A 19,980-nucleotide genomic window follows, 5' to 3' on the forward strand; every position below is an offset into this window, starting at 1 on the left:
GGAGAGGTCCTGCTGCGGCAGGTAGGCGCGCGTGGTGACGAAGCCGCGGCTCAGGTAGTTGTCGGTGATGCGCTTGAGCAGCTCGTTGAGCTGGTTCACGCCCAGGCACTGGCCTATGTAGGACGCGACGATCTCCCGGCGCGCGTTGGCAGGCAGGTTATCGGCACCACCAATGACGATGGAGTGAATGGTGAAACAACGGCTATCCGGTGCTGTCTGCGGGGTCGCTTCAGAGGGTGCCTTGCCGCGTAGTTGCTGGAGCTCCTCTAGGCGCTGGCGCTGTTCGCGCAGCAATTGTTCCTGGCGCTGGCGCTGAAGGTCGTTGTCACCCGGCGTGGCCAAGGGCGCAGCCAGCGCATCGTTTGCCAGCAGGGCCAGACAGGCAGGCAGCCAGTAATAGCGGAGATGGTGCATCCTTTCGTCTCCCGGATTGGCCTGCGGCCTGGTTTTTGGGGGCGAAATTTGAGCACGGGGGGTAGCAATGGCTTGCAGGAATGCAGCGCCAACTACCGGCGGATAATTCCCAATAATTACGAGAAAATGCGGCAACAAGGGCCACTGCATGGCCTACTGATAGGATCGATCCTAGCCAGGGGAACAGGGCGATGTATTGCTGGAAACACTGGCATGGCGCGCCACTGGGGCCGAAATCTACTGCCTCGACTCTCCCGTTTATTTGCCCACACCCCCCGTCTCTGCTAGTGTCGCGGGGTTTCCGAATACCCCCGCCGAGATGTCCACATGGCCCGCAAGAAAGCTTCCCTCGACTTCGAACAGTCCCTCGCCGAGCTGCAAACGCTGGTGGAGCGCCTGGAAAGCGGCGAGCTGTCGCTGGAGGACTCGCTGGGGGCCTTCGAGCAGGGCATCCGCCTGACCCGCGACTGCCAGGCGGCGCTGACCCAGGCGGAGCAGAAGGTGCAGATCCTGCTGGAGCGCGACGGCGAACTGAGCGAAGCGCCCTTCGATCCGGAAGGCGAAGAGGCATGATCTCGGCCTACCAGGCGCGCTGCCAGGCGCGTGTCGATGCTGCGCTGGAAAAACTCTTCGTCGCCCCCCGTGAAGAACTCACCCGCATCTACGCCGCCATGCGCTACAGCGTGGTCAACGGCGGCAAGCGCGTGCGCCCACTGCTGGCCTATGCAGCCTGCGAAGCCCTCGGCGGTGAGGCCGAGCGCGCCGACGGCGCGGCCTGCGCGGTGGAGCTGATCCACGCCTATTCCCTGGTCCACGACGACCTGCCGGCGATGGACGACGACGCCCTGCGCCGCGGCCAGCCGACCACCCACATCGCGTTCGACGAAGCCTGCGCCATCCTCGCCGGCGACGGCCTGCAGGCGCTGGCCTTCGAGGTGATCGGTAACGCCCAGCTCAACCCGCAGGATGCCCAGACCCGCCTGGACATGCTGCTCGCCCTGACCCGCGCCTCCGGCTCGGCCGGCATGGTCGGCGGCCAGGCCATCGACCTCGAATCGGTGGGCCGCACGATCGACCAGGCGGCGCTGGAAACCATGCACCGGCACAAGACCGGCGCGTTGATCGAAGCCAGCGTGCAGCTCGGCGCACTGGCCAGCGGCCGCGCCGACGCCGCCTCCCTGGAGGCCCTGCGCCGCTATGCCCAGGCCATCGGCCTGGCGTTCCAGGTGCAAGACGACATCCTCGACGTGGAAAGCGATACCGCCACCCTGGGCAAGACCCAGGGCAAGGACCAGGCCCACGACAAGCCGACCTACCCCGCCCTGCTCGGCCTCGACGCCGCCAAGGCCTATGCCCTGACCCTGCGCGACCAGGCGCTGGCGGCGCTGGAACCGTTTGGCGACAGCGCCGAACCGCTGCGCGCCCTGGCCCGTTACATCGTCGAACGCCGCAACTGATTTCCCGGCACGCGCATTGCGTGTGCAACGCCTGCGGTTGCTCCTTTTGCGATGACGCCTTGGCAGTGCTTCACTGCATCGCAGGGATTTCGTATACCATATTCGACAACCCTTCCCTGATCGGACTGCATCGTGCCGCTACGCAACGCCCCCAACCTGGGTATCGTCCCTTCCGCCTCCGAGACCATCGCCAAGCACCTGCGCGAGGCGATCATTTCCGGGCAGATGGCGGAAAACGAGCCGATCCGCCAGGACGACATCGCGCAGATCTTCAACGTCAGCAAGATCCCCGTGCGCGAGGCGCTCAAGCGTCTGGAGGCCGAGGGGCTGGTGGAGTTCCAGCGCAACAAGGGCGCACTGGTCACGAAGATTTCCGAGCCAGAACTGGCGCAGATGTTCGAGGTGCGCGTGGTCCTGGAGGTCCAGGCGCTGCGTTTGGCGATCCCCAACATGAACGCGGAAACCTTCGCCCGGGCCGAGCGCATCTGTGCCGAGTTCGTCGGCGAGGATGACATTGGCCGCTGGGCCGAGCTGAACTGGCAATTGCACGCCTGCCTCTACGAGCCGGCGCAGCGGCCGTACCTGGTCGGGCTGATCCGCTCGATCCACGACAAGGTGGAGCGTTACCTGCGCCTGCAGATGAGCATGTCCGACGGCAAGGAGCGCGCCGACCACGAGCACCACGACATCCTCGACGCCTGCCGCGCCGGTGATGCCGAGCGCGCCGCGCGCCTGCTGGAAGAGCACATCAACGGCGTCTGCCGCACGCTCTACGAGCACCTGCCGAATCGCCTCACGCCCAGTTAAGCGACGTGCCGCGCTGTGCCGATTTCATCATCGGCCCGGCGGAAAACCCTCAAGCTGCAATCCCTGTCCCGCGCCACCCTAGGGTCTACAACAAGACACCCCAGGGGGCAGCATGAAACGCATCCAGGTTCTCGATTCCCACACCGGCGGCGAACCCACGCGCCTGGTGCTCGACGGCTTTCCCGATCTGGGCAAGGGCAGCATGGCCGAGCGCCGCGCGCGGCTGGCGGAGCAGCACGACGACTGGCGCGCGGCGACCGTGCTGGAGCCGCGCGGCAGCGACGTGCTGGTCGGCGCGCTGCTCTGCGAGCCGGTGGACCCGAGCGCCTGTGCCGGGGTGATCTTCTTCAACAACACCGGCTACCTGGGCATGTGCGGCCACGGCACCATCGGCCTGGTGGTCTCGCTGGCACACCTGGGGCGCATCGGCCCCGGCACGCACAGGATCGAGACGCCGGTAGGCACCGTCGAAGCGACCCTGCACGACGACCGCTCGGTGAGCGTGCGCAACGTTTCTTCCTACCGCTACCGCAAGCAGGTGCCGGTGCACGTGCCCGGCCATGGGCGGGTGCACGGCGACATCGCCTGGGGCGGCAACTGGTTCTTCCTGATTGCCGATCACGGCCTGCGCGTGGCCGGCGATAACCTCGACGCGCTGACTGCTTACACCGTCGCCGTGCAGAAGGCGCTGGAAGACCAGGGCATCCGTGGCGAGGACGGCGGGCTGATCGACCACATCGAACTGTTCGCCGACGATCCCGAGGCGGACAGCCGCAACTACGTGCTGTGCCCCGGCAAGGCCTACGACCGCTCGCCCTGCGGCACCGGCACCAGCGCCAAGCTGGCGTGCCTGGCCGCCGACGGCAAGCTCGCCGCCGGCGAGGTCTGGCGCCAGGCCAGCGTGATCGGCAGCCAGTTCGAAGGCCGCTTCGAGTGGGCCGGCGAGCCGTCCGCGGGGCGTATCGTCCCGACCATCCGCGGACGCGCCAATATCAGCGCCGAGGCCACCCTGCTGCTGGAAGAGGACGATCCCTTCGCCTGGGGCATCCGCCCGTGAGCGATGCCGACATCATCGTCATCGGCGCCGGCATCGTCGGCGCCGCCTGCGCCCACGCCCTCGCCCGCCGCGGCCTGGACGTGCTGGTGCTGGACGCGCGCCTGCCCGGCGCCACCGCGGTCGGCATGGGCCACCTGCTGGTGCTCGACGACAACGCTGCCGAGCTGGCGCTGAGTGACTATTCGCTGCAGCGCTGGCGCGAGTGGGGCCACGACATGCCCGCCGAGTGCGCCTACCGCAGCAACGGTACGCTGTGGCTGGCCGCCAACGACGAGGAGATGGCCGAGGCCGAGCGCAAGTTCGCCGTCTTGCGCGAGCACGGCGTAGGCGCGAAGCTGCTGAACAGCGCCGAGCTGCTGCGTGAAGAACCCGAGCTGCGCAAGGACCTGCACGGCGGGCTGGAAATCACCGGCGACGGCATTCTCTACGCGCCGCGGGCCGCCGCCTGGCTGCTGGAATCGGCGCCCAAGCCGATCCGCCAGCGTCAGGCGAAAGTCGTGGAAATCGACGAGCCCCGCGTGCGCCTTGACAACGGCCAATGGCTGAGCGCCAGCGCCGTGGTGCTGGCCAACGGCATCCAGGCCGGCGAGCTGTGCCCCGGCCTGCCCATCGCGCCGAAGAAGGGCCACCTGCTGATCACCGACCGCTACCCCGGCAAGGTGCAACGCACCCTGGTCGAGCTGGGCTACGTGACCAGCGCGCACAACGCCAGCGGCCCATCGGTGGCCTGCAACATCCAGCCGCGCCCCACCGGCCAACTGTTCATCGGCGCCTCGCGGCAGTTCGGCACCACCGACCCGCAGGTGGAAGGCTGGATGCTGGCGAAGATGCTGCGCCGCGCCGTGGATTACATGCCGGGCCTGGCCAACCTCAACGTGATCCGCAGCTGGGCGGGCTTTCGCGCCGCCAGCCCCGACGGCCTGCCACTGGTTGGCGAACATCCGCAGCGCCCCGGCCTGTGGCTCGCGGTCGGCCACGAAGGGCTGGGCGTGACCACCGCCCCCGGCACCGCCGACCTGCTCGCCGCGCAGCTGTGCGATGAGCCGCTGCCGCTGCCGGCCGAAGCCTATTCCCCGCACCGCTTCCTTGGAGCCCATGCCCATGCCTGAGCTGATCCTCGACGGCCGCCCGCTGCGCGTCGCCGCCGGCACCACGGTCGCCGCCGCGCTCGCCCTGGGCGGCGACGGCACCACGCGCACCTCGGTCAGCGGCCAGCGCCGCGCGCCGCTGTGCGGCATGGGCATCTGCCAGGAGTGCCGGGTGACCATCGATGGCCAGCGCCGCCTGGCCTGCCAGACCCTGTGCCACGACGGCATGCAGGTGGAGACCCGCCCATGAACGCCGCGGCCGATATCGTCATCATCGGCGCCGGCCCGGCCGGGCTGTCCGCCGCCCTCGCCGCCGCGCCGAGCGGCGCCAGTATCGTCATCCTCGACGACAATCCGCGGCCGGGCGGGCAGATCTGGCGCGACGGCCCCAACGCGCACCTGCCACGTGCTGCTCTCGAGCTGCGCGAGCGAGTAGCCGCCTGCACCAACATCCAGACTCACAACGGCACGCGCGTGGTCGCCCTGGCCGGCGAGCGCGGCCTGTTGCTGGAAGATGTCGACCGCGGCTGGCGGCTGGATTACCGCACGCTGATCCTCTGCACCGGCGCCCGCGAATTGCTGCTGCCCTTCCCCGGCTGGACGCTGCCCGGCGTCACCGGCGCGGGCGGATTGCAGGCGCTGATCAAAGGCGGCATGCCGGTCGATGGGCAACGCGTGGTGATCGCCGGCAGCGGCCCGCTGCTGCTCGCCAGCGCCGCCACCGCCCGCGCCCATGGCGCGAAGATCGTGCGTATTGCCGAACAAACTTCCTGGCCGGCCCTCGCGCGTTTTGCCCTGAAACTGCCGCGCTGGCCGAACAAGCTGCTGCAGTCCTTCGGCCTGTACGACCCGGCCTACCGCGCCGACAGCCATGTAGTCGCCGCCCTGGGCAGCGGGCACCTGGAAGGCGTGCGCATCCGCCAGGGCGGCAGGCTCACGGAAATCGCCTGCGACCGGCTGGCTTGCGGCTTCGGCCTGGTCTCCAACGTACAGCTCGGCCAGGCGCTGGGCTGCACCGTGGACGACGGTGCGATCCGTGTCGATGCCTGGCAGGCGACCAGCCGCGCGGGTGTCTACGCGGCGGGCGAATGCACGGGTTTCGGCGGGTCGGAAAAGGCCCAGGTGGAAGGCCGCATCGCCGGCCACGCGGCAGTGGGCGAGCATGACCGCGCCCGCGCGCTGTGGCCGCAGCGCCAGCGTTGGCAGGGTTTCGCCGACGCCTTGCGGCGCGACTTCGCCCTCGACCCGCGCCTGAACCAACTGGCCCAGCCGGACACCCTCGTCTGCCGCTGCGAAGACGTGCCCTATTCCGCGCTCGCCGGCAAACCGGACTGGACCGCCGCCAAGCTCGCCAGCCGCTGCGGCATGGGCGCCTGCCAGGGCCGCGTGTGCGGCGCGGCGGCAAGGCAGCTGTTCGGCTGGCAACCGCCGGCACCGCGCCCACCGTTCAGCCCGGCACGGGTGGAAACCCTGTTGCAGCTGGCCGACGACTGACGGATGGCGGATAACGCTTGAGGCGTTATGCGCCCTACGTCTGCCTCACACATCCCCCAAAGCGGCACGCTTTATCCGCCGTATTTGCCGGCGCGTATTGACGATGACGGATAACACCCGAGGCGTCATTCGCCCTACCACGAAAGCCCTTCGCCCCGTATTCTCCATGTTCCGACAGCCGACCTCCTTCCCGATGCACGACCTGATCCCCCAGGGCGCCCGCGACCTGGACAGCCTGCTGCAGACGTTCCGGCAGATCGCCCCGCTGCTCGACGCCATGCCCGGCGTGGTGTTCTTCATCAAGGACACCGCGGCGCGCTACGTGCTGGTCAACCAGACCCTGGCGCGGCGCTGCGGCGTGAAGGATGCCAGCGAGCTGCTCGGGCGCACCGCCGAAGAGGTCTTCCCCTCGCGCTTCGGGCCGATCTACACCGAGCAGGATCGCCGCGTGCTGGAAACCGGCGGCCAACTCAGCGACCAGCTGGAGCTGCATCTCTACCCAGGCCGCCTGCCCGGCTGGTGCCTGACCCACAAGCTGGCGCTGCGCGATGCGAACGGCGCGGTGATCGGCATGGCGGGCATTTCCAGCGACCTGCAGGCGGCGCAGTCCACGCACCCGGCGTACCAGCGCCTGGCGGCGGTGGACGCCTACATCCGCGAGCACTACGACAAGCCGATCAACCTCGGCGAGCTGACCGAGCTGGCCGGGCTGTCGGTCGCCCAGCTGGAGCGCCACTGCAAGCGCATCTTCCAGCTCACTCCGCGGCAGATGATTCACAAGGCGCGCCTCGGCGCGGCCACCCGGCTGCTGGCCGAAGACCTGCCGATCACCGAGATCGCCCTGCGCTGCGGCTACACCGACCACAGCGCCTTCAGCCGGCAGTTCCGCGCGCTCACCGGGCTGTCGCCGACGCAGTACCGCGAATCGCAAGCGGCCTCCGGCTGACGAGCCATCCGTAGGGCGCATGGCGAACCTGGCGTAGGAGCGGACTGCGTCCGCGATCGGTATGGGCCGCCAAAGAGCATCGCGGATGAATCCGCTCCTACGGGGCATGACGGTCCTGCTCCAGCCCAACTCACCGTATAGAAGCGCGCATGCGCGCGATCGCGGGCATGGCCCGCTCCTACAGGAACGGCGGACAGCCAGGGCTAGGCGCTCCCTCGGCCCTACGAAAGCCGGCTCCCTGTAGGAGCGAGCTTGCTCGCGAACGCTCTTCAACCCCAATCAGCAAACACCCGCCAAGTGCTCCCATAAGGGGCAGCGAAACACGCTGGTGCTTCATTCGGTAACAGCATCCGGAACACGCCTACGACTGTTCCGGAAGGCTTCGGATAACCAATCCCCGCAACACCGGGCCCCTGCGACCCATAGGTCACGCACCGAGGCGTTCTGGCACATGCCTTGCTCTAAGAAATATCGTATACGAAATCCATAATACAAAAAACTGCTGCACAACACTGACTCAGAGAGGCCCCCATGAAATTCACCCGAATTGCTCTAGCCCTCACCGCTGTGTTCCTCGCCAGCCAGGCCCAGGCCGACAAGCTCGACGACATCATCGAATCCGGCAAGCTGCGCTGCGCCGTGACGCTGGACTTCCCGCCCATGGGTTCGCGCGATGCGCAGAACAACCCGGTGGGCTTCGACGTGGACTACTGCAACGACCTGGCGAAAGTGCTGGGCGTGACCGCCGAAGTCGTCGAGACCCCGTTCCCGGATCGTATCCCCGCGCTGGTTTCCGGCCGCGCCGACGTGATCGTCGCTTCCACCTCCGACACCCTGGAGCGCGCCAAGACGGTCGCCATGACCATCCCCTACTTCGCCTTCCAGATGGTGGTGCTGACCCGCGAGGACACCGGCATCACGAAATACGACGACCTCAAGGACCGCCCGGTGGGCAACACCAGCGGCACCTATGAAGCCATCGCCCTGGAAAAGGACGTGAAGAAGTGGGCCGGCAAGGGCAGCTTCCGCGCCTACCAGAGCCAGAACGACACCATCCTCGCCGTCGCCCAGGGCCACATCGATGCCACCGTGGTGACCAACACCGTCGCCGCCTCCACCCTCAAGTCCGGCAAGTACAAGGGCCTGAAGGTCGTGGGCAACGCGCCCTACGTGATCGACTACGTCTCGCTGGCGGCCGCGCGCAACGAGTACGGCCTGATCCACTACCTCAACCTCTTCGTCAACCAGCAGGTCCGTACCGGTCGCTATGCCGAGCTGTACGAGAAGTGGGTCGGCGGCACCCCGGTCGATCTCACTGTTCCCCACGTGTACTACTGACGGCGGGGGCGACATGTCTTCGATGCAGGCTTCACGGGTGCGGGACTCACGCCTCACAGGGCGGGTCCTGATAGGGGGCAGCGCCGAAGGGGCGCTGCTGCCCGCCGCCACCGGGCTGAGCTTCTGGGGAGGCGTCGAGCCCTCCAGCGGCGAAATCATCGACCGTCACCACCCGTTGTCGGGCAGCTTCCTGCCCGGCCGGGTGCTGGCGATTCCCAGCGGCCGCGGCTCCTGTACCGGCAGCAGCGTGATGCTGGAACTGCTGCTCAACGGCCACGCGCCGGCAGCCCTGCTGCTGGCCGAGCCGGACGAAATCCTCACCCTCGGCGTGCTGGTGGCGCAGGTGCTGTTCGGCCGCGCCATCCCGGTGCTGTGCCTGGGACGCGAGGGCTTCGAGCAGGTGGCCGCGGGCGGCTGGGCCCGCATCGAAGACGGTCAGGTCACACTCAGCGCCGAGCGCCCTGCCGATGGCTGGCAGGGCGTGATGGCCGCCGATGCCGGCCCGTTGCCGGAAGGCCTGGCACTGACTGCCGGCGACCACGCGCTGCTCGATGGCAAGCACGGCAAGGCCGCCCAGGCGGCGATGCAGATCGTCCTGCGCATGGCCGCGCTGCAAGGCGCGAAAGACCTGCTCGATGTCGCTCAGGCGCACATCGACGGCTGCATCTACACCGGCCCCGCGAGCCTGCGCTTCGCCCGCCAGCTGGCGGACTGGGGCGGCCAGGTGAAGGTGCCGACGACCCTCAACTCCATCTCCGTGGACCACCGCCGCTGGCGCGAGCTGGGCGTCGACACGGCGTTCGGCGAACCCGCCGCCGCGCTGGGCGATGCCTACATGGCGATGGGCGCGCAGCTGAGCTACACCTGCGCGCCCTACCTGCTGCACAGCAAGCCGCGCCTGGGCGAACAGGTGGTGTGGGCCGAGTCCAACGCCGTGGTGTACGCCAACAGCGTGCTCGGCGCGCGCACGCTGAAATACCCGGATTACCTCGACATCTGCATCGCCCTCACCGGCCGCGCCCCGAACGTCGGCAGCCACCGCGACGAAGGCCGGCTGGCCACGCTGCGCATCGATGTCGAGTTGCCGGCCGAACACGACGATTCGCTTTTCCCGCTGCTCGGCTACCACATCGGCGCACTGTGCGGCTCGCGCATCCCGGTGGTCGATGGCCTGCAGCCGCTGGCGCCGGACAGCGACGCGCTGAAAGCCTTCGGCGCGGCCTTTGCCACCACGTCCGCCGCGCCGATGTTCCACATCGCCGGCGTCACCCCGGAAGCGCCGGACGCAGCCACTGCCCTGGGCCGCCAGTTGCCGCTGCAACACCTGCGCGTCACCCCGGCGGACCTCATCGCCTCCTGGCGCGAGCTGGACCACGCCAGCGAACCGACCGTGCAGCTGGTCTCGCTGGGCAACCCGCACTTCTCCGCCAGCGAATGCGCGGACCTGGCGAAACTGGTCGCCGGGCGCCGCAAGCATCCGGATGTTGCGCTGGTCATCGCGCTGGGCCGCGCCGTGCAGGAGAAGGCCCGCGCCGCCGGTGACGTGAAGGTGCTGGAAGACTTTGGCGCGCAACTGCTCAACGACACCTGCTGGTGCATGATCGGCGAACCGGTGATTCCGCCCCACTGCACCACGCTGATGACCAACTCGGCGAAGTACGCCCACTACGGCCCGGGCCTGGCCGGGCGCCAGGTGCATTTCGGCAGCCTTGCCGCGTGCGTCGAGGCGGCCTGCAGCGGCCGAGGCGACGGTGGCGTGCCGCGCTGGCTGAGCGAGGGGGTACGCTGATGTTCAACTACAGCTTCCACTGGCGTTCCGCGTTCAAGGCCCTGCCGGACATGCTCGGCGGCGCCTGGGTGACCCTGGAGACGGCTGCGCTGTCGATGATCCTCGGCGTGCTCATCGCGCTGCTGCTGACCGTCATGCGGCAGATGAAGAACCCGCTGCTCAAGGGCTTCGCCGACACCTGGGTATCCATCGCACGCAACACCCCGTCGCTGTTCCAGATATACATCCTCTACTTCGGCCTGGGCTCCTTCGGCCTGCACGTCAGCTCCTGGGTGGCGCTGCTGGCGGGGATCACCTTCAACAACGCCGGCTACCTCGCGGAGAACTTCCGTGGCGGACTCAAGGCCGTGCCGGACACCCAGATGCGCGCCGCGCGCTCGCTGGGCATGAGCGCATTCCAGGCGTACCGGATGATCATCGTTCCGCAGCTCTTGCGCATCGTCTATTACCCGTTGACGAACCAGATGGTCTGGGCGGTGCTGATGACTTCGCTGGGCGTGGTGGTAGGCCTGAACAACGACCTCACCGGCGTGACCCAAGACTTCAACGTGCGCACCTTCCGCACCTTCGAGTACTTCGCCCTGGCCGCGGTGCTCTATTACCTCATCGCCAAGGTCATCGTGGCGGTCGCCCGCCTGTTGAGCTGGCGGCTGTTCCGCTACTAGGAGAAGCGCGCATGTTTACCACGAGCTTCACCGCAAACGACCTGCTGTTCCTGCTGCAAGGGGCCTGGGTCACCGTCAAGCTGACCCTCGGCGCCATGCTCATCGGCACCCTCGCCGGCATCGTGCTGGGCTGGCTGCGCGCCGCCCTGCCCCGGGCGACCATGCCGGTCGGCTGGTTCCTCGACATCTTCAGAAGCGTGCCGCTGCTGATCCAGTTCGTGCTGTTCAACTCGCTGAAAAGCATCGTCGGCCTGAACTGGAGCGCCTTCACCGTCGGCTGCCTGGTGCTGGGCGTGTACGCGGCGGCGTTCTGCACCGAGATCATCCGCAGCGGCATCCTCGCCGTCGGCCCGAACATCCGCCGCGCCAGCCGCTCGCTGGGCCTGACCTACTGGCAGGACCTGCGTTACATCGTGCTGCCGCTGGCGGCGCGGGTGGCCTTCCCCGGCTGGCTGAACCTGGTGCTGGGGGTGATGAAGGACACCGCGCTGGTCATGTGGATCGGCATCGTCGAACTGCTCCGCGCCTCGCAGACCATCGTGACGCGCATCCAGGAACCCCTGCTGGTGCTGTGCATCGCCGGGGTCATCTATTACCTCATGAGTTGGGTCGTGGCACGCCTCGGCGCCCGGCTGGAACAAAGGTGGCAGGAAAATGATTGAAATCGACAACGTGCACAAAGCCTATGGCGACCTGGAAGTGGTCAAGGGCGTGAGCCTGACCGTGAAGAAAGGCGAAGTGGTCTCGATCATCGGCGGCTCGGGGTCGGGCAAGTCCACCCTGCTGATGTGCATCAACGGCCTGGAGCCGATCCAGCGCGGCAAGATCCGCGTCGACGGCATCGAGGTCCACGCCAGGACCACCGACCTGAACAAGCTGCGGCAGAAGATCGGCATCGTCTTCCAGCAGTGGAACGCCTTCCCGCACCTCACCGTGCTGGAGAACGTCATGCTCGCCCCGCGCAAGGTCCTCGGCCTGTCCAAGGAAGAGGCCGAGGCGATGGCGGTGAAGCAGCTCAGGCACGTCGGCCTGGGCGACAAGCTCAAGGTGTTCCCGCAGAAGCTCTCCGGCGGGCAGCAGCAGCGCATGGCGATCGCCCGTGCGCTGGCCATGTCGCCGGACTACATGCTGTTCGACGAAGCCACCTCGGCGCTCGACCCGCAACTGGTGGGCGAGGTGCTCGACACCATGCGCCTGCTCGCCGAAGAGGGCATGACCATGGTCCTGGTGACCCACGAGATCCGCTTCGCCCGCGACGTGTCCGACCGCGTGGCGTTCTTCCGCGAAGGGTTGGTGCACGAGATCGGCACGCCGGAGCAGGTGATCGGCAACCCGCAGCGGGCGGAGACGGCGGAGTTCCTTCGCTCGGTGAACTGACAGACAAGAGCCCCTCCCCTAACCCTCTCCCGCACGCGGGAGAGGGGCTGATCGGAGCAGGATGAAACCACAGCGTCAGCCGGCACGACCTGCCCCCTCTCCCTCTGGGAGAGGGCTGGGGTGAGGGAAGGCAGGCGGCACAGATCGAGGAGACAGCAATGCGTTCAAGCAAGATCATCCACGTCGTCAGCTGCCATGCCGAGGGCGAGGTCGGCGACGTCATCGTCGGCGGCGTCGCCCCACCGCCGGGCGACACCGTGTGGGCGCAGTCGCGCTTCATCGCCAGCGACAACGTGCTGCGCAACTTCGTCCTCAACGAACCGCGCGGCGGCGTGTTCCGCCACGTGAACCTGCTGGTGCCGCCCAAGGACCCGCGCGCGCAGATGGCCTGGATCATCATGGAGCCGGCCGACGTGCCGCCCATGTCCGGCTCCAACTCGCTGTGCGTCAGCACCGTGCTGCTGGACAGCGGCATCCTGCCGATGCAGGAACCGCAGACCCGCCTGACCCTGGAAGCGCCGGGTGGGCTGATCGAAGTCGTGGCCGACTGCAAGGACGGCAAGGTGCAGCGCGTGGAAGTGCGCAACCTGCCCTCCTTCGCCGACAAGCTCGACGCCTGGATCGAGGTGGAAGGCCTGGGTTCGCTGCAGGTGGATACCGCCTACGGCGGCGACAGCTTCGTCCTTGCCGACGCCCACGCGCTGGGCTTCACCCTGCACGCCTCGGAGGCTGCCGACCTGGTCGCCACGGGCCTGAAGATCACCCAGGCGGCGAACCAGCAGCTGGGCTTCCGCCACCCGGAAAACCACGACTGGGCGCACATCTCCTTCTGCCAGCTGACCGCGCCGGTGGAGCGCATCGACGGCGTGCTGCACGGCCGCAACGCGGTGGTCATCCGCCCCGGCAAGATCGACCGTTCGCCCTGCGGCACCGGCTGCTCGGCGCGCATGGCGGTACTGCACGCCAAGGGCCAGCTGAAGGACGGCGAACGCTTCGTCGGCCACTCGATCATCAACTCCCAGTTCCACTGCCGCATCGACGGGCTCACCCACGTCGGCGACAAGGCGGCGATCCACCCGTGCATCTCCGGTCGGGCCTGGATCACCGGCACCCACCAGCACCTGCTCGACCCGAGCGATCCGTGGCCCGAAGGCTACCGGCTCTCGGATACCTGGCCGAACGGTTACTGACTTCCCCCTGCAACCCTGATTCGCCGCGTAGCGGCACCCGACGACGAAATTTCCCCCGGAAGTTTCGTATACGAAATACGACAATGGAGACAACCATGAGCAAGAAGGTCAATTGGAGTGGCGTTTTCCCCGCGGTGACCACGCAGTTCAACGCCGATTTCTCGGTCAACCTGGAAGCCACCCACCAGGTGATTTCCAACCTGGTGCGCGACGGCGTCTCGGGCCTGGTGGTGTGCGGCAGCGTCGGCGAGAACACCTCGCTGTCCATCGAAGAGAAGATGGCCGTCACCGAAGTCGCCAAGGACGCCTCCGGCGGCCGCGTGCCGGTGATCTGCGGCATCGCCGAGTTCACCAGCCACGGCGCCTCCCAGGTGGCCAAGGCGGTGCAGAAGGTCGGCGTCGACGGCATCATGGTGATGCCCGCGCTGGTCTACTCCTCCAAGCCCCACGAGACCGCCGCGCACTTCCGCAGCGTGGCCACCAGCACCGACCTGCCGGTGATGGTCTACAACAACCCGCCGATCTACAAGAACGACGTCACCCCGGACATCCTCATCTCCCTGGCCGACTGCGAGAACATCGTCTGCTTCAAGGACAGCTCCGGCGACACCCGCCGCTTCATCGACGTGCGCAACGAAGTGGGCGACCGCTTCATCCTCTTCGCCGGCCTCGACGACGTGGTCTTGGAAAGCATTGCGGTGGGCGCCGAAGGCTGGATTTCCGGCATGTCCAACGTCTTCCCGCAGGAAGGCGAGACCATCTTCCGCCTGTGCAAGGCCGGCCGCTTCGCCGAAGCCATGCCGATCTACGAATGGCTGATGCCGATCCTCCACCTCGACGCCCGCCCGGACCTGGTGCAGTGCATCAAGCTCTGCGAAGAGATCGCCGGCCGCGGCACCGCCCTCACCCGCCCGCCGCGCCTGGCGCTGCAGGGGGCTGATAGAGAGCACGTCGAGACGATCATGGCCAAGGCGCTGGCCAATCGGCCGAAGCTGCCGGAGGTGGGGCTCTGAGTCGCCGCCCGTGAGAGGAGCGAACGTCCGTGCGAGGCGAAGCTTCATGATTCGCCTGCACGCTCGCCTCCCTCTCCCTAACCCTGGCTACGCGCCCCGCTCCGAAGGGAGAGGGGACGGGTTCGGCGTGAAGAGGCAACGCGCACTCCACCTGATGCCACCCATGAAGGAGAGCACAGCCGTCCGAGCCACTCGAACACGTCTTTTCCCTTCAAAAAGAGAGGACTGGTTCGGCGCAACGGGAAACAACGTGCTCAGCCTGCCACCCAGGCATCAGGAGAGCACGGCAGCCCGCGCCACTCGGACACTCCCTCTCCCTTCAGGGAGAGGGCTGGGGAGAGGGGCTCTTCGCCGCACCGACATCCAGCACCAGAGAACCCGCCCATGACCATCGCCCAGAACTTCATCGCCGGCCAGCGCGTCGGCTCCGGCACCGTCCGCCTGCAGAGCCTCGACGCCAGCACCGGCGACGCCCTGCCCCGTGAATTCCTCCAGGCCACCGACGCCGAAGTGGACGCCGCCGCGCGCGCCGCCGAAGCCGCCTTCCCGGCCTACAACGCGCTGCCGCCGGAGCGCCGCGCGCAGTTCCTCGACGCCATCGCCGGGGAACTCGAACGCCTCGGTAACGACTTCATCGCCACCGTCTGCCGCGAGACCGCCCTGCCCGCCGCGCGCATCCAGGGCGAGCGCGGTCGCACCGCTAATCAAATGCGCCTGTTCGCCAGGGTCCTGCGCCGGGGCGACTTCCTCGGTGCGCGCATCGACCGCGCGCTTCCCGAGCGCCAACCATTGCCCCGCCCGGACCTGCGCCAGTACCGCACCGGCGTCGGCCCGGTGGCCGTGTTCGGCGCCAGCAACTTCCCGCTGGCCTTCTCCACCGCCGGCGGCGACACCGCCGCCGCGCTGGCCGCCGGCTGCCCGGTGGTGGTCAAGGCCCACAGCGGCCACATGGCCACCGCCGAACTCGTCGGCGAGGCGATCATTCGCGCGGCCGAGTCCACCGGCATGCCGGCCGGGGTGTTCAACATGATCTACGGCGCCGGCGTGGGCGAGCCGCTGGTGAAGCATCCGGCGATCCAGGCGGTCGGCTTCACCGGCTCGCTCAAGGGCGGCCGTGCGCTGTGCGATATCGCCGCCGCGCGCCCGCAGCCGATCCCGGTATTCGCCGAGATGAGCAGCATCAACCCGGTGCTGGTACTGCCCGCCGCCCTGCACGCCCGCGGCGAGACGATCGCCCGTGAGCTGGTGGACTCCGTGGTCCTGGGCTGCGGCCAGTTCTGCACCAACCCCGGCCTGGTGATCGGCATTGCTTCGCCGGCGTTCAGCCTGTTCGTCGCCAACCTGATCGCCGAGATCGGCCAGCGCCCGGCGCAGACCATGCTCAACGCCGGCACCCTGAAGAGCTACGAAAAAGGCGTCGCACGCCTGCTCGCGCATCCCGCCGTACGCCACCTCGCCGGCCAGGCGCAGGAAGGTAGCCAGGCGCTGCCGCAGCTGTTCCAGGCCAATGCCCGCCTGCTGCTGGAGGGCGAGGAGCTGCTGCAGGAAGAAGTCTTCGGGCCGACCACTATCGTCGTCGAAGTGGCCGACGACGCCGAGCTGCGCCGCGCCCTGGACGGCCTGCACGGCCAGCTCACCGCCACGCTGATCGCCGAGCCCGACGACCTGACACGCTTCGCCGCGCTGATGCCGGTGCTGGAGCGCAAGGCCGGGCGCCTGCTGGTCAACGGCTACCCGACCGGCGTGGAAGTCTGCGATGCCATGGTCCACGGCGGCCCCTACCCGGCCACCTCGGATGCGCGCGGCACCTCGGTGGGCAGCCTGGCCATCGACCGCTTCCTGCGCCCGGTGTGCTACCAGAACTACCCCGACGCCCTGCTGCCCGAGGCGCTGAAGGACGCTAACCCTTTGGGCATCGCGCGTCTGGTGGATGGCGAGACGACGCGCAACGCGCTGACCCGCTGAGGGTTCGTCGGCGCGGGGCTGCACTGTCGGCCAGCCCCACGCCGCTGCTCCGCCCCGGCCTTGCGCCGGGGCTTTTTTATGCGCCGCGTTTGCTCTTCGTAGGAGCGAGCTTGCTCGCGAACCGCCCAAGTAGCGGAGCCAAGCTGTTCGCGAGCAAGCTCGCTCCTACGAGGGCGTCTCGCTATTCCAGCAGCCTGCGCAGGTCGGCATGCAACGAATCGCTGATCTCCACGCCTTCGGCGAGGCTGCGCCGGCGGGCCGCGAAGCGCCGCTGGGAGGGCAGGCGCGCGCCCATGTCGACGATGGATTCGAACAGCGTCTCGGCCCGCGCCAGGTGCTGCGCCGCGTCCGCCCCCAGAAAGCGCGTCGGGTCGAGCGCCAGCAGCAACTCGCCATGGTAGGGCGAGGACTTGGTCCCCTCGTCGAACACCGACGACTCGGCACTGGTCAGGTCGCCGATCAGGGGGCCGGCGATCAACTCCACCATGGTCGCCAGCGCCGAGCCCTTGTGCCCGCCGAAGGTCAGCATGGCGCCGTCGAGCACGGCGCTCGGGTCGGTGCTCGGGTTGCCCTGGGCATCGATGCCCCAGCCCAGCGGAATCGCCTTGCCCTCGCGCTCGTGCAGCTGGATTTCCCCGCGCGCCACCACGGTGGTGGCGAAGTCGAACACATAGGGATCCTTGCCCTCACGCGGCCAGCCGAAGGCGATGGGGTTGGTGCCGAACAAGGGCCGGGTGCCGCCGGCCGGCGCCACGTAGGCCTGGGCCGGGGTGACCGCCAGCGCCACCAGACCCTGGGCGGTGATCCGCTCGATCTCCACCCACAGCGCCGAAAAATGCACGCAATGGTTGATCGCCAGTGCCGCCAGGCCCTGGCTGCGTGCCTTCGCCACCAGTGCCGGCAGGCCCAGGTCGAAGGCGCACTGGGAAAAGCCGCCCCGGGCATCCACCCGCACGATGGCCGGGGCCGGCTCGGACAATTCCGGCACGGCGTCGCGAACCACCTTGCCGGCGCACACGGTGTGGATGCAGCCCAGCAGCCGCCACACGCCGTGGGACGTGCAGCCGTCGCGCTCGCCGGCCAGCACGGTGTCGGTCACCGCCTGCACGTGGGGTTCGCTGAAGCCGTGGTGGCGCAGGATCGCCACCGACAGTTCGCGCAGTTCATCCAGGCTCAGTCGGGCCACGCCATTCTCCTCAGGTTGCTGCGAATGCCTGCGGCAAACCGCCGCCGGTCGGTAGTGCCGTCTACCATGGCGTCTCGCGCCGGCGACCGCTTGCGCGCAATCGCCAGTGCCGACGACGATTTCGGCACAGCCCGTGGGCCATTTCCCGACTATCCGGTCGTCCGAAGGATTGGCCCTACGTTGCTTGGGCCATTCCAGCGCATCAGGTAAACTTCCGCATCTTTGCCTTCTCATAACGATCAGCCTGATGCCCACGACGTTTCACGAGATTCCCCGCGAGCGCCCTGCCACGCCCCTGCTCGACCGCGCCAGCACGCCGGTCGAGCTGCGTCGCCTGGGCGAAGCGGAGCTGCTGACCCTCGCTGACGAACTGCGCCAGTACCTGCTGTACAGCGTCGGCCAGACCGGCGGCCACTTCGGTGCAGGCCTGGGCGTGATCGAACTGACGGTCGCCCTGCACTACGTCTTCGATACTCCGGACGACCGTCTGGTGTGGGACGTGGGCCACCAGGCCTACCCGCACAAGATCCTCACCGGCCGCCGCGAGCGCATGGCCAGCCTGCGCCAGAAGGACGGCCTGGCCGCCTTCCCGCGCCGCTCCGAGAGCGAGTACGACACCTTTGGCGTCGGTCACTCCAGCACCTCCATCAGCGCCGCCCTGGGGATGGCCATCGCCGCCCGCATGCAGGGCTCCAGCCGCAAGTCGGTGGCGGTGATCGGCGACGGCGCACTGACCGCCGGCATGGCCTTCGAGGCGCTCAACCACGCGTCGGAGGTCAAGGCCGACATGCTGGTGATCCTCAACGACAACGACATGTCGATCTCCAACAACGTCGGCGGCCTGTCCAACTACCTGGCCAAGATCCTCTCCAGCCGCACCTACAGCAGCATGCGCGAAGGCAGCAAGAAGGTGCTCTCGCGCCTGCCCGGCGCCTGGGAGATCGCCCGCCGCACCGAGGAATACGCCAAGGGCATGCTGGTCCCCGGCACGCTCTTCGAGGAGCTGGGCTGGAACTACATCGGCCCCATCGACGGCCACGACCTGCCGACCCTGATCGCCACCCTGCGCAACATGCGCGACCTCAAGGGCCCGCAGTTCCTCCACGTGGTGACCAAGAAGGGCAAGGGCTTCGCCCCCGCGGAAATCGACCCCATCGGCTACCACGCCATCACCAAGCTCGAACCCGAGGGCGCGCCGGCCCACGCCGTGCCGAAGAAGGCCGGCGGGCCTAAGTACTCCAGCGTGTTCGGCCAGTGGCTGTGCGACATGGCCGCGCAAGACCCGCGCCTGGTCGGCATCACCCCGGCGATGAAGGAAGGCTCCGACCTGGTCGCCTTCGCCGACAAGTTCCCGGACCGCTACTTCGATGTCGCCATCGCCGAGCAGCACGCCGTGACCCTGGCGGCCGGCATGGCCTGCGATGGCGCCAAGCCCGTGGTGGCGATCTACTCCACCTTCCTGCAGCGCGGCTACGACCAGCTGATCCATGACGTCGCGGTGCAGAACCTCGACGTGCTGTTCGCCATCGACCGCGCCGGCCTGGTGGGCGAAGACGGCCCGACCCACGCCGGCAGCTTCGACCTCTCCTACCTGCGCTGCATCCCCGGCATGCTGGTGATGACCCCCAGCGACGAGAACGAACTGCGCAAGCTGCTCACCACCGGCCATCACTTCGAAGGCCCGGCGGCGGTGCGCTACCCGCGCGGCACCGGCCCCAACGCCACCATCGAGGCGGCGCTGGAACCGGTCGAGATCGGCAAGGGCGTGGTGCGCCGCGAAGGCAAGGCCGGCAAGGTCGCCTTCCTGGTGTTCGGCGTGCAGCTGGCCGACGCGCTGAAAGTCGCCGAGCAGTTCGACGCGACGGTCGCCGACATGCGCTTCGTCAAGCCGCTGGACGAGGACCTGGTGCGCCAGCTGGCCGCCAGCCACGAGCTGCTGGTGACCGTCGAGGAGAACGCGGTGATGGGTGGCGCCGGCGCCGCCGTCAGCGAATTCCTCGCCCGCGAGAACCTCCAGCAGCCGATCCTGCACCTGGGCCTGCCGGACTACTACGTCGAGCACGCCAAGCCGGCGCAGATGCTCGCCGAGTGCGGGCTGGACGCCGCCGGCATCGAAGCGGCGGTGAAGGCGCGCCTGGAGGCGCTGGGCAAGCGCTGAGACCGATCGGCGCATCCCTCCCCCGGAGTATTGCCA

The 19,980-nt window shown here is 68.3% G+C and carries 19 protein-coding genes; 17 read left to right on the forward strand and 2 right to left on the reverse strand.

Annotated features, from left to right (window positions below):
- Positions 1–414 (reverse strand): POTRA domain-containing protein (locus ACNFIA_RS23315; RefSeq protein WP_416789094.1); only part of this gene is annotated, 414 nt, incomplete at its 3' end.
- 327 nt (positions 415–741) lie between these two features.
- Between ACNFIA_RS23315 and ACNFIA_RS23320 the strand changes: the two genes are divergently transcribed.
- The 16 genes from ACNFIA_RS23320 (at position 742) to ACNFIA_RS23395 (ending at position 16,600) form a co-directional block, all read left to right on the forward strand.
- Positions 742–987 (forward strand): exodeoxyribonuclease VII small subunit, encoded by a 246-nt coding sequence (locus ACNFIA_RS23320; protein WP_259759178.1) that lies wholly within the window; start codon positions 742–744, stop codon positions 985–987.
- Positions 984–1,871 (forward strand): (2E,6E)-farnesyl diphosphate synthase, encoded by an 888-nt coding sequence (gene ispA / locus ACNFIA_RS23325; RefSeq protein ID WP_416789097.1) that lies wholly within the window; start codon positions 984–986, stop codon positions 1,869–1,871. The genes ACNFIA_RS23320 and ispA overlap by 4 nt, the downstream gene beginning before the upstream one ends.
- A gap of 132 nt (positions 1,872–2,003) precedes the next feature.
- The gene (locus ACNFIA_RS23330) at positions 2,004–2,678 is read left to right on the forward strand and encodes a GntR family transcriptional regulator (protein ID WP_259759176.1); all 675 of its coding nucleotides are present in this window, start codon (positions 2,004–2,006) and stop codon (positions 2,676–2,678) included.
- A 112-nt stretch (positions 2,679–2,790) separates the two neighbouring features.
- Complete coding sequence (locus ACNFIA_RS23335) at positions 2,791–3,735, forward strand: 4-hydroxyproline epimerase (RefSeq protein WP_416789101.1); 945 nt, start codon at positions 2,791–2,793, stop codon at positions 3,733–3,735.
- The gene (locus ACNFIA_RS23340) at positions 3,732–4,844 is read left to right on the forward strand and encodes an NAD(P)/FAD-dependent oxidoreductase (protein ID WP_416789104.1); all 1,113 of its coding nucleotides are present in this window, start codon (positions 3,732–3,734) and stop codon (positions 4,842–4,844) included. The genes ACNFIA_RS23335 and ACNFIA_RS23340 overlap by 4 nt, the downstream gene beginning before the upstream one ends.
- Positions 4,837–5,073, forward strand: a complete 237-nt coding sequence (locus tag ACNFIA_RS23345; protein WP_416789106.1) for a 2Fe-2S iron-sulfur cluster-binding protein — start codon at positions 4,837–4,839, stop codon at positions 5,071–5,073. The genes ACNFIA_RS23340 and ACNFIA_RS23345 overlap by 8 nt, the downstream gene beginning before the upstream one ends.
- Entirely contained in the window at positions 5,070–6,317 is a 1,248-nt protein-coding gene (locus ACNFIA_RS23350; protein ID WP_416789109.1) for an FAD-dependent oxidoreductase, read from the forward strand. Before ACNFIA_RS23345 ends, ACNFIA_RS23350 begins: the two co-directional genes overlap by 4 nt.
- Positions 6,318–6,483: 166 nt before the next feature.
- Positions 6,484–7,263: a helix-turn-helix domain-containing protein gene (locus ACNFIA_RS23355; RefSeq protein WP_416789112.1), complete on the forward strand. Its 780-nt coding sequence runs from the start codon at positions 6,484–6,486 to the stop codon at positions 7,261–7,263.
- Between the two features lie 531 nt (positions 7,264–7,794).
- Positions 7,795–8,601, forward strand: a complete 807-nt coding sequence (locus tag ACNFIA_RS23360) for a transporter substrate-binding domain-containing protein (protein ID WP_416789115.1) — start codon at positions 7,795–7,797, stop codon at positions 8,599–8,601.
- Between the two features lie 13 nt (positions 8,602–8,614).
- Positions 8,615–10,390 carry an aconitase X gene (locus tag ACNFIA_RS23365; RefSeq protein WP_416789118.1) on the forward strand — a complete coding sequence of 592 codons (1,776 nt, stop codon included), beginning with the start codon at positions 8,615–8,617 and terminating at the stop codon, positions 10,388–10,390.
- Positions 10,390–11,055 (forward strand): amino acid ABC transporter permease, encoded by a 666-nt coding sequence (locus tag ACNFIA_RS23370; protein ID WP_017521732.1) that lies wholly within the window; start codon positions 10,390–10,392, stop codon positions 11,053–11,055. The genes ACNFIA_RS23365 and ACNFIA_RS23370 overlap by 1 nt, the downstream gene beginning before the upstream one ends.
- A gap of 11 nt (positions 11,056–11,066) precedes the next feature.
- Positions 11,067–11,717 carry an amino acid ABC transporter permease gene (locus ACNFIA_RS23375; protein WP_259759167.1) on the forward strand — a complete coding sequence of 217 codons (651 nt, stop codon included), beginning with the start codon at positions 11,067–11,069 and terminating at the stop codon, positions 11,715–11,717.
- Positions 11,710–12,432 (forward strand): amino acid ABC transporter ATP-binding protein, encoded by a 723-nt coding sequence (locus ACNFIA_RS23380; RefSeq protein WP_259759166.1) that lies wholly within the window; start codon positions 11,710–11,712, stop codon positions 12,430–12,432. Before ACNFIA_RS23375 ends, ACNFIA_RS23380 begins: the two co-directional genes overlap by 8 nt.
- 158 nt (positions 12,433–12,590) lie before the next feature.
- Positions 12,591–13,622 (forward strand): trans-3-hydroxy-L-proline dehydratase, encoded by a 1,032-nt coding sequence (locus ACNFIA_RS23385; protein ID WP_416789123.1) that lies wholly within the window; start codon positions 12,591–12,593, stop codon positions 13,620–13,622.
- A 95-nt stretch (positions 13,623–13,717) separates the two neighbouring features.
- Positions 13,718–14,635, forward strand: a complete 918-nt coding sequence (locus tag ACNFIA_RS23390) for a dihydrodipicolinate synthase family protein (protein WP_416789126.1) — start codon at positions 13,718–13,720, stop codon at positions 14,633–14,635.
- Between the two features lie 384 nt (positions 14,636–15,019).
- Positions 15,020–16,600 (forward strand): aldehyde dehydrogenase (NADP(+)), encoded by a 1,581-nt coding sequence (locus ACNFIA_RS23395; RefSeq protein ID WP_416789128.1) that lies wholly within the window; start codon positions 15,020–15,022, stop codon positions 16,598–16,600.
- A 181-nt stretch (positions 16,601–16,781) separates the two neighbouring features.
- Here the strand turns inward: ACNFIA_RS23395 and ACNFIA_RS23400 are convergent, their stop codons facing one another.
- Positions 16,782–17,786 carry an Ldh family oxidoreductase gene (locus ACNFIA_RS23400; protein WP_416789131.1) on the reverse strand — a complete coding sequence of 335 codons (1,005 nt, stop codon included), beginning with the start codon at positions 17,784–17,786 and terminating at the stop codon, positions 16,782–16,784.
- A gap of 247 nt (positions 17,787–18,033) precedes the next feature.
- Here ACNFIA_RS23400 and dxs point away from each other — a divergent pair, with 247 nt between their 5' ends.
- Entirely contained in the window at positions 18,034–19,944 is a 1,911-nt protein-coding gene (dxs, locus tag ACNFIA_RS23405; protein ID WP_416789134.1) for a 1-deoxy-D-xylulose-5-phosphate synthase, read from the forward strand.
- The last annotated feature ends 36 nt before the right edge of the window (positions 19,945–19,980 follow it).

The sequence above is a fragment of the Pseudomonas sp. NY15437 genome, assembly GCF_048068435.1.
Classification (GTDB): domain Bacteria; phylum Pseudomonadota; class Gammaproteobacteria; order Pseudomonadales; family Pseudomonadaceae; genus Pseudomonas; species Pseudomonas nitroreducens_B.

Excerpts from the sequence above, each read along its gene's own strand:
- ACNFIA_RS23320 (WP_259759178.1), top strand. The coding sequence starts at position 742 with ATGGCCCGCAAGAAAGCTTCCCTCGACTTCGAACAGTCCCTCGCCGAG.
- ispA (WP_416789097.1), top strand. The coding sequence starts at position 984 with ATGATCTCGGCCTACCAGGCGCGCTGCCAGGCGCGTGTCGATGCTGCG.
- ACNFIA_RS23335 (WP_416789101.1), top strand. The coding sequence starts at position 2,791 with ATGAAACGCATCCAGGTTCTCGATTCCCACACCGGCGGCGAACCCACG.
- ACNFIA_RS23345 (WP_416789106.1), top strand. The coding sequence starts at position 4,837 with ATGCCTGAGCTGATCCTCGACGGCCGCCCGCTGCGCGTCGCCGCCGGC.
- ACNFIA_RS23350 (WP_416789109.1), top strand. The coding sequence starts at position 5,070 with ATGAACGCCGCGGCCGATATCGTCATCATCGGCGCCGGCCCGGCCGGG.
- ACNFIA_RS23355 (WP_416789112.1), top strand. The coding sequence starts at position 6,484 with ATGTTCCGACAGCCGACCTCCTTCCCGATGCACGACCTGATCCCCCAG.
- ACNFIA_RS23360 (WP_416789115.1), top strand. The coding sequence starts at position 7,795 with ATGAAATTCACCCGAATTGCTCTAGCCCTCACCGCTGTGTTCCTCGCC.
- ACNFIA_RS23365 (WP_416789118.1), top strand. The coding sequence starts at position 8,615 with ATGTCTTCGATGCAGGCTTCACGGGTGCGGGACTCACGCCTCACAGGG.
- ACNFIA_RS23370 (WP_017521732.1), top strand. The coding sequence starts at position 10,390 with ATGTTCAACTACAGCTTCCACTGGCGTTCCGCGTTCAAGGCCCTGCCG.
- ACNFIA_RS23375 (WP_259759167.1), top strand. The coding sequence starts at position 11,067 with ATGTTTACCACGAGCTTCACCGCAAACGACCTGCTGTTCCTGCTGCAA.
- ACNFIA_RS23380 (WP_259759166.1), top strand. The coding sequence starts at position 11,710 with ATGATTGAAATCGACAACGTGCACAAAGCCTATGGCGACCTGGAAGTG.
- ACNFIA_RS23385 (WP_416789123.1), top strand. The coding sequence starts at position 12,591 with ATGCGTTCAAGCAAGATCATCCACGTCGTCAGCTGCCATGCCGAGGGC.
- ACNFIA_RS23390 (WP_416789126.1), top strand. The coding sequence starts at position 13,718 with ATGAGCAAGAAGGTCAATTGGAGTGGCGTTTTCCCCGCGGTGACCACG.
- ACNFIA_RS23395 (WP_416789128.1), top strand. The coding sequence starts at position 15,020 with ATGACCATCGCCCAGAACTTCATCGCCGGCCAGCGCGTCGGCTCCGGC.
- dxs (WP_416789134.1), top strand. The coding sequence starts at position 18,034 with ATGCCCACGACGTTTCACGAGATTCCCCGCGAGCGCCCTGCCACGCCC.